This is a genomic window from Pedobacter cryoconitis (assembly GCF_001590605.1).
Classification (GTDB): Bacteria; Bacteroidota; Bacteroidia; order Sphingobacteriales; family Sphingobacteriaceae; genus Pedobacter; species Pedobacter cryoconitis_A.
This window is the reverse complement of sequence record NZ_CP014504.1, coordinates 890616-906109: the sequence shown is the minus strand read 5'-3', so window position 1 is coordinate 906109 and position 15494 is coordinate 890616. Positions and strand designations below refer to the sequence as shown.

The window sequence follows — 15494 nt, the reverse complement described above, 5'->3', positions numbered from 1 at the left end:
TGTTTAATTTAAATCAATTTTATGAAAACAAGATCAGTATTAAAAAACTTATTGAAGGGCACCGCTATTTTATCTCTGGCTGTATTGGTAACTTCTTGTAAGAAAAACGATGTTGATAGTTCAGGATCGGCAAATGTTAAGGTTGTAAATGCTTCACCATCCTCTGCTAATCAAGGATTTTACCTGGCAAATACAGCTGTTGTAAATGGAGGATTAGCTTTTGCAAATGCATCAGCTTATATTTCTACTAATTCAGGTAATAACCTGGTTATGGAATTCAGAACTGATGGTTCTTCAACGGCTTATGCAACGGGTAAAGCGGATATTAGAAATGGTTCTAATTATACTGTTTTTTTAGCTGGAGACGGACAAGCTGCCAGAGTTAAAATTTTTGAAGATGACAGAAGTGCACCTGTTAGCGGACAAGCTAAAGTAAGGTTTGTACATTTAAGTGATGCGGCTCCGGCTAATATTGACATCAGACGTTCATCTGGTGAAAATCTGGCTGCAAATCTTGGCCGCGATGTGGCAACAAATTTCGCTACGATAGCTCCTGGTGTTCTTTCTCTTCAGGTTTTTGCTGCCGGCCAGTCTACAAGTTTAGGGAATTTCGATTTAACAGCGCTTGCTGCAAATAAAATTTACACTGTTTATATTACAGGGTCTACTGCAAATTCAATTTCGGTTCGTCAGATTACACAGGAATAGTTTTTCCATTTAGCTTTAAAAAAACAGGCTTTGCTGTTTCAAGTCGACGCCTGCCTGAAGGGGCAGCCAATGTCTTGAAACAGCAAAGCCTGTTTTTTTAAAGTTCTTTTGATTTTGGATGTTAAGAATCCATTCCCTGACCCTTAGAAGAAATACTTTAAGCTAAGTCCTGCATAACCGTTTCTTTTAGGCGAAGGGTTAAAGTAGGCTGGCTGCGCACCGCTATAGCCTATTGCATTTAAGGATAGAATCGAGCTATAGGATTCATTAAATAAGTTATCAATGCCACCGTAAACATTCACCTCGAACATTTTTCCCAATCTTTTTTTATAGCCCGCTTTAAGGCCGACTACCTGGTATGCTGCGTTATAGTCTGTGTTTTTATCATTTAATGGCATTTTATCATTGTAATAATAATTCAGATATCCATATAATCCAAAACGAGTTTCCAGGTCAAGTCCGGCACTGATCACCCAAGGTGAAATTCCAGTCAGTGCATTTCCATTATAAGAAGCAGTCACTGCATTATTCGCATCCAGAATCTGGTAATCCTTAAATTTGAAAGCTGAATAGGTTAAAGCTACGAAAGGTCTCAGGCTGGCTATTTCCTGATTATCTTCTGGTTTTAGAATTTGCCAGGATAAAGCTAGTTCTGCTCCGTTGTGTGTTGTTTTACCTGCATTGTTATAAATGGTAATGCCCTGTTGTACGGATTGTCCAATCAACTCCCCTTTCATGTCCATTTTGAAGACAGAAAGGTCATAGCTTAAACGTGAATTTAACAAGTTACCTTTAGCATTGATTTCATAATTTATTGCTTTCTCGGCCTGTAAGGTTGGATTAATTGAGCCATCCACGTTTTTCACTTCTGAGCTAGATGGTGGAGAAAAACCGGTACTCACACTTCCATGTAAGCTCAGTGCTTCAGAGAAATGGTGACTGATTGCAATTCTTGGGGTAGCCTGAGGTTTAAAATCTTTTATTCCGCTTTGTGTTGGCACCAAATAGTTTGAGACATCATATTTCAGGCTGTTATAGCTCAGTCCCAGGGTTAACAATGTATTTGCTCCGAGTTGTGTCTCGGATTGATAAAATAAGGAGTAGAGTGTGTTCCGGTAATCTATATTTCCATTGATTGCGCCCTCGGTACCTTTATTATTGACGTATTGGGTCCCTTTAGTCAGGCCTTCGTTAAATTCTGCTCCTACAATGAACTTAGTGGGCAGCCTGGAGAAACCAGGGTTATATGTAAAGCTTGTTCTTCCGCCATAACTTTGATAAAAATTTCTCAGATAAGCATAAGGTAAGGGGTGATTCAGGTCATAGGAATAAGTAAAAACACTGGTGCTATTGGACAATTGATCATTGATTTGATATTGTTGCCCTAAGCCAACCCTGGTCCAGGTCTGATACCGTCCGGCCTGCTTATCCAGATTGCTGGCATTAGCTTGCAGTGGATTAGCGCTCGCCTGATCGGCTGTCAGCGATCCTGGGATCTGCGAATACTGCGTCGTTCTGTTCAGCAATAGGGTAATGATCCGCTTATTGCTTGGAAATAGCTGAAAATTACCGGATAAAAACCTGCGCATATCATTACTGTGCGCCCTATATCCGTCATACTCCTGCCATCCGTAAGAAACATAGCTGTTAATCTTGTCTCCGCCGTTCCGGTAAGTTGCTGCCAGTCTATGTAAACCGTAACTACCCGCTAAGCCTGATGCTTCCAGACTTTGTTCCTGATAGGGAGAGCGTTGTAATTGGAAATTAATCACGCCGCCTGTGCCTGCACCGTAAATACTTGAGGCTGGTCCTTTAATGACTTCGGCCCTGCCAATACTGTTCACATCTAAAGCTTCAATCCGGGTTGTTCCATCGGCCTCTGTAACTGGAATATCATTCAGATAAACTTTGATGCTTCTTAATCCGTAAGAAGATCTGACGCCGTTTCCTCGGATCGAAATTCTGGCTTCAGAGAGCGTGCTCTGGTCCATTCTTACTCCTGGAATAGAATTCAGGGCCGACTGAAAGGACAGTCCGCTGCCCCGGTTGAGGTCTGCATTGGTGATCATTCCGATGGAACCTGCAGTTTCTTTCTTGGTCCGGTTTCCGGAAAAACCTGTGACGCGTACTTCGTTTAAACTGGATTCATCTGCATCGAGCTGGATGTTCAGACTTCCTTCTTTTTTACTGTAATCAACTTCTTGTGGTTTGAAACCGACCAGAAAGAATTTGTAATGTTGGTCTGGGGTGGTATTTTCAATTTTAAAATGCCCATTTTTATCGGATATAGTGAGCAATTTATTGTCGGAAGTTTTGATACTGACCCCGGCGAGTGCCTGCCTGGTTTGAGAATCATATATATTACCTGTTACGGGTTGGTTTTGCGCCTGAACGTTCTGCTTAAAAAAGGCAAAACAAGCCAATAGCAGTATTAATCTGAAAAGTTTCATTAATTGGAAAATTATAATTCATATAAATATTGCCCGTACCCTTGCTTTCCTTCGTTTTTAAAACCTGAATTTCAAACTATTGGAAGGACAAGATGACCGGGAATGTTATACCGTTCCTTAGAGATTTTTAAAAAAAATCCTGGAATTCCGGTTCAATAAGTATAGAATTATACGCGGGGTGGCTGAAAGATCTCAGCTGCATAGGCTGGCAGGCGGAAAGGTAGCTCTTCCTTATACTCCTGCATCACCAGGGTCAGGTAAGGATTAAATGATAGTTTCTCAACGACTACACCCAATTGGTGCATACTTCTTTGAGTTTCGCGTTCCCTGCTCTTTTCCTTTTGCTCTGCCTGTTTTAATTTACGCATCAGGTAACATTTACCATTGCAGTGCATTTGCGGCTTATCGCGGTTAATACAGAGTTTGGAGACGATATAGTTCTCGTTCAGTTCAAACCCTGCCTGCACAAAGACCTGGCTAAAATTAGCGGTCAATGTGGTAAAAATCAGCAGATGTACAAGAATGCTTCTGAACATTTTGCAAATATAGAAATCTTACAGGCTGTTTACAGCTTCTGCTGCAAAATATCTCAGGAACTGATAGACCGGTCAAGATGTACATAACCTCCATCTACATAAACCAACTGTCCTGTGGTATGACTTGATCTTGGCGAGAGTAGAAAAACAACGGTATTGGCAATCTCTTCTGTCGTGGTCATGCGCTGTTCAAATGGAATTTTAGCCGTAATATCTTTCAGTTTCTTTTCAGGTTCTGGCAGCGAGCTGATCCAGGTTTGATACAATGGGGTGTAACACTCAGCTACGATCACAGCGTTTACGCGGATACTGTAAGGTAACAATTCTACAGCCCATTCTCTGGTCAGCGCATTTCTTGCACCATTTGATGCGGCATAAGCTGATGTTCCTCCCTGACCTGTCTCTGCTACTTTCGAGCCAATATTTACAATCGAGCCCTTGCTTTTTTTCAAATAAGGAAGTGCATGATGGGCCATCAGGTAATAATGGATTACATTTTTATGCAGGCTGGCTACAAAATCCTGATAATTTCCATTTTCCAGGCTTACCCCATCATTCACTCCGGCATTATTGACCAGCCCATCTATCCGGCCAAAAGTATTGATAATTGTCTGAATGGTTTGTGCTGCAATCAGCGGATCTGTCAGTTCTGCAACGAGCTGAAAGGCTTGTTTCCCTTCACTGCTGATTTCATTGACGAGTTTCAGGTTATCGGCTTCTTTCCTGCCGATAATCACAGGTATTGCGCCTTCATTTGCCAATTGACGAACAATTCCTTCGCCAATCCCTTTTGCCCCGCCAGTAACGATGACTATTTTATCTTTTAATTGCAGATCCATTATTAGTGATTAAATGATATCAATTTTTAACATAAGCTTTCACTTCCTGTCTGGAAGTTCCCAGGCCATCAATACCCAGCTCTACTACGTCACCGGCTTTCAGGTACACTGGTGGATTAAATCCAAGTCCAACTCCGGCTGGTGTTCCTGTAGAAATGACATCTCCGGGAAGTAAAGTCATAAACTGGCTTACATAAGAAATTACGAATGGAATCGTAAAAATAAAGTTGGAAGTATTACCGTCCTGCATCGTTTTGCCGTTTACCTTTAGCCACAAGCGTAATTTATTGAGCTCACCCAATTCATCAGGAGTAGCTAAAAATGGGCCTAAGGGCGCAAATGTATCACAGCCTTTACCTTTATCCCAGGTTCCGTTTCTTTCGATTTGAAATTCACGTTCCGAAACATCGTTGTGCAAGGTATATCCTGCAACATAGTCCAGGGCTTCGGCTTCTTCCACATAAGATGCCTTTTTACCAATAACTACGGCAAGCTCTACTTCCCAGTCTGTTTTAACTGAGTTTTTAGGCGTGATAATCGCGTCGTTTGGTCCTGCTAATGCTGTGGTTGATTTCATAAAAATGATGGGCTCAACTGGCAGCGGTGCATTGGTTTCCTTCGCATGATCTGCATAGTTTAAACCAATACATATAATTTTAGACGGACGTGCAATTGGTGAGCCTAATCGTGCTGAGTCTGGAATTATAGTTAGTTTACCGGCATTTGCTTTGACAAATTCAGCTAGTCTTGCCAATCCGTTTTTCTCAAAAAAATCTTCATTGTAATCACCGCCGAAAGCAGAAGTATCATATTTAATATCATTGATAATCACGCCTGTCTTTTCTTGGCCTGCACCGCCCCATCTTATTAATTTCATAAGTATCTTTAGTTGTTAAGTTTTATAAATCCTCCATCAATAGGATAATCATTTCCTGTAATAAATCCTGATTCTTCTGCACATAAATATAAAGCTAGTGCAGCTATTTCTTCAGGTTTGCCCATTCTTCCAATCGGCTGACTTTTAGCTAATTTCTCAAATACTTCTTCTTCCTGCCCTGCATAATTTTTTGAGATAAAACCGTCTACAAAAGGCGTATGGACTCTTGCCGGAGAAATACTGTTACAACGAATACCATCTTCCAGGTAGTCTCTTGCAACAGACATCGTCATGGCATATATCGCTCCTTTACTCATGGAATAGGCAAATCTGTCTGTAATACCTACCACAGCAGCAATAGAGGCCATATTCAAAATCACTGGACTTTTACTTTCTTTTAATAAGGGAATTGCTGCGAATAAAGCGTTGTAGGCCCCTTTCACGTTCACGGCAAATACTTTATCAAAATCTTCTTCGCTTGTAGTACCAGCCTTTCCAACATGTGCTATGCCGGCATTATTCACCAAAATATCTACTGAGCCAATCTGGTTAAAGATATCCAATACCTGGTTCTGGTTACTTACATCACAACTATGTCCATGAGCCTTTCCTTTATTTTTCTGGATTTCACTGACCGTTTCCTCTGCTGCTGCTGCATTGAGTTCGATAATATGTACAGCTGCACCTTGTCTGGCAAACAGCATAGCGATAGCTTTTCCGATACCACTTCCACCACCGGTAACAATGGCTATTTTTCCTTCTAAACTAAACATATATTAAATTATAATGAAACACCTCTTTTCCATGGAATAAAATCATCCTGTCCTAATAGTACTGCTTTAGGTTTGATCAGCCCGCTTGCCACCTCAATTACATAGTGCAGTATACGTTCTCCTGCCTGTTGGATACTTTCAGTGCCTTCAATGATAGTACCACAATTAATATCAATAATATCAGGCATCTTATTAAATAAAACTGTATTTGTGGAGAGTTTTATAACTGGCGCAATAGGATTCCCTGTCGGGGTTCCCAAGCCCGTGGTGAAAAGTACAATATTTGCGCCTGAGGCTACCTCAGCAGTTGTACTTTCTACATCGCTGCCTGGGGTACATAATAAGTTAAGGCCAGGTTTTGTTACTTTTTCCGGATAATCCAAAACAGCGGTCACAGGAGAATTACCTCCTTTTTTTGCGGCACCTGCAGATTTTATGGCGTCTGTAATTAAGCCGTCTTTTATATTTCCGGGAGAAGGATTTGCATAAAACCCAGATCCTGTAGCTTCTGCCAGGGCATTGTAAGTACGCATTAGCCCCATAAACCGGTTAGCAGTAGTTATATCTATACAACGATCACTCAGTTCTTGTTCAACGCCGCATAATTCTGGAAATTCAGCCAAAATAACACTTCCGCCCATAGTGACCAGTAAATCTGAAAGATGGCCAAGTGCCGGGTTAGCCGAAATCCCTGAAAATCCATCAGAGCCTCCGCATTCCAGGCCTATACATAATTTAGATAAGGGTGCGGGCGCTCTTTCTTCCTGGTTAGCCAGCATTAAACCGGTAAATGTTTGTTTGAGTGCTTCTTGCAGTAGCTTACTTTCAGTTCCTAATTTTTGTTGTTCCAGAATAACCAGTGGTTTACTGAATTTGGGATCTCTTTTGTTAATTTCCGCTTCCAGAATACTAATCTGTGCATGCTGACAGCCCAAACTCAGCACCGTTGCTCCGGCCACATTAGGGTGAGTAATATATCCAGCCAGCAAACCACAAAGTGCATCGGAATCCATTCTTGTTCCACCGCAGCCCATATCATGGTTCAGAAATTTAATCCCATCTATGTTTGGAAACAGTTTATTGACTGGGGCTGCTGAAGCGGTATCCTGCAGGTCGGCCTGCAAAATTTCTTCTATACTTTTCCCTGTTTTATATAAAGCGATCAGCCCGTCTACTTCATTTTCATAACTTTTAGTCTTTTTAAAGCCTAATTTATCGGTCAGCGCTTCTTTAAGAACTTCTACATTGCGGTTTTCGCAAAATACCAGCGGGATCACAATCCAATAGTTAGCGGTACCAACTGCACCATCTTTCCGATGAAATCCCATAAAGGTTTTATCTATGAAAGCTGTAGTATCTGGTTGCTGCCATTGGGTTTTTCTTTCTCCCAATTGATAGCCTTCAGCGGCATGTTTTACGTTATCTACTGTAATCGGGTGTCCGGCTGGTATGGCTCCGTTTGCTTTACCCACCAACACGCCATACATGAAAATACTGTTCCCTTCAGACAGCTCATGTATGGTAAATTTGTGCTTGGCGGCTATCGGTGTGATAATATCAAAAGTCAGCGCATTAAACTTTACTTTAAATCCTGCTGGTAAATCAACCAGTGCGACCAAAACATTGTCTGATGGATGGATTTGTATAAAGTAAGTGGTTTCTAAAGACGCCATATTATTCAAGTTCAAAAATTTGAGTCATTAACATCCATTTTTCTCCGGGCTTGGCTCCTGGCAGGGCCTGCTGGTATTTCCACATCAGTTTTTCCCATTCTTGCACGCGTTCATTTTCTGCGTCGAGTGCTGCTTTATAGTCAAAGCTGAAACTATCATTCACTTCCATCCGCATCATAAGCCGGTTGGAGAAACGATAAATCTGCATCCTGTTTATTCCTGAGTTTTTAATGCTGGCATAAATTTCAGGCCATATTTTCTGATGATATTTTTCGTATTCCCGGATAAGTTCCGGATCATTAATCAAATCAAGCGTTAAACAATAGGTCTTCATTTATCTATTTTCAATTTTTAGAGCGTTTGTATCTTTATTTATTCAAAGGAAAGTATTTTTGATTTTATTTATTTTATCATTTGAACGAAAGATTAAATGATTTTGGCATATTTACCTTTCATCAGCCATGATTTATAACAAAAAATGAAACCTCAACTTTTAAAAGCATCTCCGAACCCAATTCATTCTTTCAATGCCAGACAGGATAATGTGCCTTATATTAATAACCGCTGGCATTACCATACCGAAGTAGAATTGATTCATTTCAAGAAAGGTAATGGTACCCAGTTTATTGGAGATAGTATAAAACGCTTCAGATCTGGTGACGTTATTTTAATCGGCGCGCACCTGCCGCATTACTGGAGATTTGATGATGTGTATTTTGATGAGCAGGTAAAAACGAGTGCTGATGTACGTGTGATTCATTTCAATGAGAATTTCTGGGGAGATGTTTTTCTCAACCTGCCGGAAAACAAGTTAATAAAGGTTACGCTTGAAAAAGCCAAAAGAGGGCTCCAGATTGGCGGATCAATGAAAAACAGTATTGGTGAGTTACTGGAACAACTTTTACAAGCAGAGGGCTCAAAGAAAATCATCCTGCTGATGGAAGCGCTCACTGCCATTGGCAATTGTACTAAAACAAGACTACTTTCTTCGATAGGCTTTAAACATGATTTTGAAGATTCAGAAAATGACAGGATACATGCGATCTATGAATTTTCCTTAGCCAATTTTAAACGTAAAATTCAAACACAGGAGGTCGCAGATATTGCACATGTGAGCGTAAATTATTTTTGCAGATATTTCAAATCGAGAACTAGAAAAACCTATTCTCAATTCATCAATGAAATAAGAATAGGTCATGCTTGTAAGTTGTTAATTGAAAACAAGATTAACGTGAAACAGATTTGCTATGAGAGTGGCTTTTACAATTTTGCCAGCTTTCATAAATATTTCAAGTCTATTACAGGCAAAAGTCCACTGAATTATCAGCGTGAATTTTTAATCGACCGTCAAGCTTAGTTATTTTTTCTTTGGCACTTTCGCTCCTGCTTTTCTTGCTTCAGAAAGACCGATAGCTATTGCTTGTTTTTTAGAGGTCACTTTTGCTCCGCTCCCTGATTTCAATTTACCTTCTTTCATTTCATGCATAGTTTCTTCAACTTTCACGCTTGCTTTTTTTGAATATTCAGCCATGATTTTAATCTTTAATTTAAGACATGATAATAACCGATAATCTGAAATTTAGTTTAAAAAAAATTCCCAACTGCATGATACAGCCGGGAATTTCAGGACATTGATTCCGTGCAAATTATTTTTGCATACTTGTCAGGGTCGATTTTAGTTCTTTGACGATTGCTGAAGAATTGTCAGCGGCATCGAATATTTTATGTGCGGTCATTGCTTTTCCATAAAAAGCAGTATTCGAAGGTGCATCAATAGCCAGAGAAGCCCCATTTAATGAAATACCTGCAAAAAGACCTTTACTACGGGAATAGGAATAAACTTCAGCTTCCAGTTTATAATCTGTATTTGCGGTAGAATTTCTGCCTACAGGACCAGCAGCGACAGAAAGGTCACCACCAAGCGTAAAACTGCTCTTTTTAATATCAGTCAGACTATTGCTATGTTTAAAGACTAATACCAGGTCTACCGACTGAACACCTATCTGTGCACCAATACTGCCTCCGGTAATGGTTACAAAAACAGGATTACTCCATGTACCGTCGGCACGTTTAACCATGGCAACACCCTTACCTCTTTTCGCTCCGATTACAAAACCTGCGTTAATCAGTTTTGGCACGACAATTATCCCTTGCGTAACAGCCAGTAATTCTGATGGGATTGATTCCTTCATCTTACTAAAATCTGCAAGAACTGTTGTTGCATCTTTTACCTTCTTTTCTTCCTTTTCCTGTGCATTAACCGAAGCGCTTAAGAATAAGCTTGCACACAAAACAAGCGCAATTTTCAACTTCGATAATTTCATCGTTTTCATAATAGAACGGGTTTGATTTGAATTCATTATTAACTATGAACAGTTAATCAAATTCAGAGCCAAGATTAAATTAATTCAAAAAAAAAGCACCAATGATTGTAATGAAATCATTGGTACTCTTTATGGATTAATTATTTAGGGCAGGTAGATGTATTGCTATGTTCTTGTAATTAAAAGTTTCCGCCAATAGTTATACTGACAATAGTCTCGGGTGTAAAAGTATAGGGATACTGAGTGTCCGGAGATTTCTTTACTGAACAGATTTGATATACTGGCGTTAGTTCTAATTTCAAAAGAGTCGATTTTATTTTTTTCATAATAACAGCGTTTGGTTTTTGATAATGATAAGAGTATCCTTTAACATTCAAAAAGTTATTACACGAACGGCTTTATTGTCAGGGTAAATAATCATATAATCTCTTATATTTGAAATAATGATTTTCTCATCTAGCTCAAAAAACTTCAAATTTTACCGTGCTCATATTTTTGTATGGACATTATTTATTGCTTATGAATTTCTCCTTATATTCCTGCTGCATATCCCAATGTCTTCTCCTGCAGATTATATTTTTGCTTATACACTGAACATTATTTTTTTCTATATTAACACCTATTTCGTATGGCCGCTGGTCTATAAAAGGCCTACATATATTGGTATAGTGTTCATATTGCTGGAGTTAATTGCCTATTTAGTATTAAAATACGTGATAACCTGGTTTTATGTTGCGCTTGGTAATTCAACGGTCGTACCATTTACACTGACCTTAGACTCTATTGCAAGGATTGCCTATAGGTTTATCTATATTTTCGGACTAAGTACGGCCTACTGGTTTGCTTTAAATATTATTACGCAACGCAAAGAGATCACGGATCTGGAGAAAAACAAACTACTGGACCAGGTTCACCATCAGCAATTGGAGAAAAAGCTCATTGATTCTGAGGTCGCCTATTTAAAATCACAGATCAATCCTCATTTTCTATTCAATACCTTAAATTTCCTTCATAATTCGGCAATAACAACAGCACCTCAATTAACTAAACCCATCCTATTACTTTCTGATATTATGCGTTATGCCTTAACTGAAATACCGCAAAATGGAAAAGTAGACCTTTCAGAAGAAATAGAACAAATTGCTTCTTTTATAGACTTAAATCAATTTAGGTTTGATCATAATTTACAGTTATCTTTCACCATTACGGGAAATACTGCTAACCTTCAGATACTTCCTCTGATTTTATTAACACCAGTTGAAAATATTTTTAAATATGCAGACCTTAAAAATACAGAGTACCCAGTAAAAATCAATCTTGAGATTAAAAACAATGAATTGGAATTTACGATAAACAACAGAAAAATAAGAACCAGAAAACCTATTCACAGCCACGGTATAGGTCTTAAAAATTTAAAACTAAGGCTTGACGCATATTATCCGGATACTCATGAAATCCAAATCGTAGAAACTGCAGATGATTATACGTTCAAGCTTCAAATAACCTTATAACCTTTATGTATAAATGTTTTATAATAGATGATGAATCCCATGCCATCGAAACACTAAAAAAATATGCTGCAGACAGTGCACAGCTGGAAATCATTTCCACCTCACAAAATCCACTGGAAGCTATTAAATATATTAATGAAAATAAAGATATAGATATTACTTTCCTTGACATCGATATGCCGGAAATGTCTGGTCTGGATGTAGCAGATTTAATTTATAAAAACACAGCCATCATTTTCACAACCGGGCATGCAGGGTATGCAGTACAGGGATTTGAGAAGAATATTTCTGATTTTTTGCTAAAACCTATTTCCTTTGAAAAATTCTTAAAGTCAGTTACTAAAGTTATTGATAAAATTGAAGGGCAGCGGCCACAGAGCTTACCTAAAAATGAAAGTTATTTTTTCGTTAATCCAGGGATCAAAGGTAAAATGCTCAAAGTCAATTATGATGATGTGGAATATATTGAAGGGCTAAATAACTATATTGTTATTCATACCCCTCAAAACAACCATATTATATACCTGACAATGAAGGAGATCGAAGCAGGGTTACCAACTAATAATTTCATCAGAATCCATAAATCATATATTATCAATATTGACAAAGTAACGATGATGGAGGGCAATAAAATTATGATTGATAAGATGATCCTGCCTATCGGCTCTTCTTTTAAAGATCAGCTCTTAAAAAAGGTAAATAGCAACGTTATCAAAACTCATCGTTAGTAGTATAATTGAGATAAGCCTGATGCTTATTCATAAAATGATAGGTCAGGCACTCATATTCTCTCGGCTTATTCTCAAATATTCTATTCATATGCATATGGATCAGACTTGCGATTAAATTATTTTTATCTGCAGGTGTCCAGTGTGATATTTTGTCGTTGAGGTCCTGAAGCATTTGATTAAAACAGGGATAAGCACTGTTATTCTCTCTGTCAGAAAAATGTTCACTTTCAATCAGCTCTTTCCGGAAATTCCGATATTTAAGATCCAGTTTACGAATAATTATTTTATCGGTGTTATTAAATTCGTTTGAAAAGCCGGAAAGCACTTGAGTAAAGAACTCAAACCGTTGCGCTTTATCTTTTAGGAAACTCTTGACTATTAAAAGTGCAGAATGCACTGCAAAGCTTAATTTAGACCTTAAGTCAAGTCCACCTATTTGAAAGGCGGTCAGGATATATTCACTATCGTGATAAAATAACGATTCTATTTCCTGTATTAATTCTCCAGAATATCTCTCCAGTTCTCTCTGATAAGTATCCAGCGAAATCTCTGATACTTTCCCCGAGCTACATAATGGTTTCAATCGTGTGTTGAGCTCCGATAATAAGGTATGAGCCAATTCTCTATCGATAAAGAACCGTAATCTAAGGTGGTGGCCGTTTTCATTGTACCTGATAAAAAACCACTTAAACGCCGCATTTTTTTTCTTATATTTTTGAATAACCGGTAACACTGTATCCATTAGAATATTATCCATTAACGAATCATGCGCATACAATTTAAGGTATAGCCATTCATCGCCCGGAAAAAATGTCCGTTTAACTTTTAATTTCTTAACACTTGCGGTTCTATTGGATTTTAAATGAGGTGCAGCATATGATTTAGACTGGTTAACTACGCATGTAATATATTGGCTCACGTAAGGTCTTTTTTCTGCATCTTGTATAGCTGCACAATCAGGAAAAACATATTCTTTTAGGGTTACCGATTCTTTATTTCTGATGCATTTTCTAAATAATTTAAGGTCATCATTATTATGCTTGTTAAAGACAAGAAAGTTATCCATTTCATTCAAACTGAAATAGGCAGGCAATGCCAATTCTTCCCAAAAATCCAGATTTTGTGCAATTACTTTATTTATTTTATCCTGATTTAATATCCAGGTTGCGGCAGAAATAACGGCATTGTTGAGCTGTACCCGTGGGTAAAATGACATACCAGGAAAAAAATCTTTCAAAGAAAATGATAAACTTGCCTTAATTCCCTGATACTGCAGATCGCACAAAAATCTGAATACAGGAATAGTGGTGAGCTGAACATTATAAGCTGAAGAAAGTCTTGGTATGATATACTTATTGAGTTTAATTGATCTTAACAAAATAGTATTATTACTAATCGAAATAGCCAGATCATTCAATTTAATGGTATGCTCCGCCGAACGTGTCGGATGCGTTAGTATAGGAATTTCATAAGGGTAAAAATGCCCCCGCTGATTGATATTTGAGGTTCTGTTAGCTGGAGAAAAGGCAATTTCGGCAAATATAAAATCATGGTTTACAGACATCTCTTGTTCACATATCTCTTGAAGCTGCCTATCAATTTCTGAATTTGTAATTCCAAACCTGGCTCCGGGTTCGATTCCTGACATCCCCCCTATTTGATCTATCCACAATTCCTGATCAACATTCTTGTATAAAAGAAACATACCAGGCGGTAATATAGATTTACTTTCCGGAAGTAAATCTATATCCTCTTGTGTGAGCTGGATTTTGCCCGGTCCCTTTCCTGAAAAATTACTCCATTTTTCAAAGAGCATTCTTTCTGCTGCTCCCCATTTTATCGTGCTTTTTGATTCCTTTGGTCTCCGTAAATCAACTATAAATTCATCATCCTGATTATCAAAAGCCGAAGTCAGGTTATCATATCCAATACCAACTCCCGGATCCATAACTTCCATTAATGGAACTTCCTGGCGCTCATATTTTTTTATAAAAGCGGCTTTAAAGGCAAGCATTGGTTCCTCATTCCTATCTTTGGTTAGCTTGTCCAGGTTATTGACCAGTGAAATAAATTCAGGATGTACTTCCTTGTTTAGTCCACCGGAAATTTCGCGTTGATATAGACTATATGGCGCACTTTTTTCATTCCTGACCAGGATTTCTTCTATGTGTTTATTCAGCCCGGGTAATTCATTATGCTGATCATTAACAGGTATAGAGAAAGTGCTGATCCCCTTCAGATCAAGTTGAGTATATTCTTTCAGCAGCTCAACGCAACGCTCATTATATAATACTCCCGTAACATTTGGCAGGAGTTCTGAAACAATGACCCCTCCATGAACTAAATGATTAAAATAATTATCAGCACCAGCATCTTCACCGTAATGTGCTATCAAATAATTTATAATAGCATCTTTGGTCTGCCCCTGGCTTATAAATTTTAACAAGCTCTTGAGGCCGGGGATAACTTTTAAATGGACAATAACATGTTTATCCTGTTCAGTATAGGCCTCGCTAACAAAATACAATTCTCCTGCTGCTGTATACATTGAATTGTTTGTATAGTAACGAATAGCTGACAGGTCCGCTATTCTTAATCCATGAATGTAGTCCAGAACGGATACAAAATCTGGAAGAGCTGTCAACTCACCTTTACCACTAAAAGATAGATTATTCTTTCCGGAGGTCCATTTTGCAACGGAAAAGGAAGAAAAAAGACCATAAGGTAATGGTCTGAAGCACATTCTGTTCAGATATTTCCACAGCGTAGTCTTTACTTGTTCATTGAATTGAGCATAGTCAAAATTCTTTTTCTTTAATTCAATATACAGCGTCTGACTCGCAAAAAACAGACTTGCCCTGAAGAAATCAGTTTTTAATTGTTGCTGGAGAAAAACTTCGTTAAAATTTTCACAGCTGTAAGCTGGGGACCGGACGAGTAAAAATGGAGCTACGATAAATTCAGACATTTTGAGCAGTAATTATATTTGGCAATATTGGGAGCAGCCCCAAACGCCCGAAATTTATCAAAAAATCCGCACCTATTGTAGAATAATGAACATTTTTTAGGTGT

General features: G+C 38.4%; 15 protein-coding genes. 4 read left to right on the top strand and 11 right to left on the bottom strand.

Going from position 1 to position 15494, the window contains the following annotated elements:
• Positions 1–21: 21 nt before the first annotated feature.
• Positions 22–708, top strand: a complete 687-nt coding sequence (locus tag AY601_RS03840; RefSeq protein ID WP_068396692.1) for a DUF4397 domain-containing protein — start codon at positions 22–24, stop codon at positions 706–708.
• Positions 709–851: 143 nt separating this feature from the next.
• Here AY601_RS03840 and AY601_RS03835 read toward each other — a convergent pair whose 3' ends face one another.
• The 7 genes from AY601_RS03835 to AY601_RS03805 all read right to left on the bottom strand — a co-directional run bounded on the left by AY601_RS03835 (position 852) and on the right by AY601_RS03805 (position 8190).
• On the bottom strand, positions 852–3158 hold the full coding sequence (locus AY601_RS03835; protein ID WP_068396689.1) for a TonB-dependent receptor domain-containing protein: 2307 nt from the start codon (positions 3156–3158) through the stop codon (positions 852–854).
• A 167-nt stretch (positions 3159–3325) separates the two neighbouring features.
• A complete protein-coding gene (locus tag AY601_RS03830) occupies positions 3326–3694 on the bottom strand; it encodes a hypothetical protein (RefSeq protein ID WP_068396685.1) in 369 nt (122 codons plus the stop codon).
• A gap of 53 nt (positions 3695–3747) precedes the next feature.
• Entirely contained in the window at positions 3748–4533 is a 786-nt protein-coding gene (locus tag AY601_RS03825) for an SDR family oxidoreductase (RefSeq protein ID WP_068396678.1), read from the bottom strand.
• A gap of 19 nt (positions 4534–4552) precedes the next feature.
• On the bottom strand, positions 4553–5410 hold the full coding sequence (locus AY601_RS03820; protein WP_068396675.1) for a fumarylacetoacetate hydrolase family protein: 858 nt from the start codon (positions 5408–5410) through the stop codon (positions 4553–4555).
• 8 nt (positions 5411–5418) lie between these two features.
• Positions 5419–6183 (bottom strand): SDR family NAD(P)-dependent oxidoreductase, encoded by a 765-nt coding sequence (locus AY601_RS03815; protein WP_068396666.1) that lies wholly within the window; start codon positions 6181–6183, stop codon positions 5419–5421.
• 8 nt (positions 6184–6191) lie between these two features.
• Positions 6192–7856, bottom strand: a complete 1665-nt coding sequence (locus AY601_RS03810; RefSeq protein WP_068396664.1) for a UxaA family hydrolase — start codon at positions 7854–7856, stop codon at positions 6192–6194.
• A gap of 1 nt (position 7857) precedes the next feature.
• Positions 7858–8190, bottom strand: coding sequence for an L-rhamnose mutarotase (locus AY601_RS03805; RefSeq protein WP_068396658.1), 333 nt, complete (start codon positions 8188–8190; stop codon positions 7858–7860).
• 144 nt (positions 8191–8334) lie between these two features.
• Here AY601_RS03805 and AY601_RS03800 point away from each other — a divergent pair, with 144 nt between their 5' ends.
• On the top strand, positions 8335–9213 hold the full coding sequence (locus AY601_RS03800) for an AraC family transcriptional regulator (RefSeq protein ID WP_068396655.1): 879 nt from the start codon (positions 8335–8337) through the stop codon (positions 9211–9213).
• Here the strand turns inward: AY601_RS03800 and AY601_RS25850 are convergent, their stop codons facing one another.
• The 3 genes from AY601_RS25850 to AY601_RS25520 form a co-directional block, all read right to left on the bottom strand.
• Entirely contained in the window at positions 9214–9387 is a 174-nt protein-coding gene (locus tag AY601_RS25850; protein WP_198163607.1) for a DUF6496 domain-containing protein, read from the bottom strand.
• 115 nt (positions 9388–9502) lie between these two features.
• On the bottom strand, positions 9503–10189 hold the full coding sequence (locus AY601_RS03795; protein ID WP_068407129.1) for a lipid-binding SYLF domain-containing protein: 687 nt from the start codon (positions 10187–10189) through the stop codon (positions 9503–9505).
• 170 nt (positions 10190–10359) lie between these two features.
• Entirely contained in the window at positions 10360–10506 is a 147-nt protein-coding gene (locus tag AY601_RS25520) for a hypothetical protein (protein ID WP_157287671.1), read from the bottom strand.
• A gap of 117 nt (positions 10507–10623) precedes the next feature.
• On the opposite strand from AY601_RS25520, the gene AY601_RS03790 reads away from it, so the two are divergent.
• Positions 10624–11691, top strand: a complete 1068-nt coding sequence (locus AY601_RS03790; RefSeq protein ID WP_068396652.1) for a sensor histidine kinase — start codon at positions 10624–10626, stop codon at positions 11689–11691.
• 5 nt (positions 11692–11696) lie between these two features.
• Positions 11697–12419, top strand: a complete 723-nt coding sequence (locus tag AY601_RS03785) for a LytR/AlgR family response regulator transcription factor (protein ID WP_068396649.1) — start codon at positions 11697–11699, stop codon at positions 12417–12419.
• On the opposite strand, the gene AY601_RS03780 is transcribed toward AY601_RS03785, so the two are convergent.
• Positions 12403–15390: a lantibiotic dehydratase gene (locus tag AY601_RS03780; RefSeq protein WP_068396646.1), complete on the bottom strand. Its 2988-nt coding sequence runs from the start codon at positions 15388–15390 to the stop codon at positions 12403–12405. The genes AY601_RS03785 and AY601_RS03780 overlap by 17 nt on opposite strands.
• Positions 15391–15494: the final 104 nt, after the last annotated feature.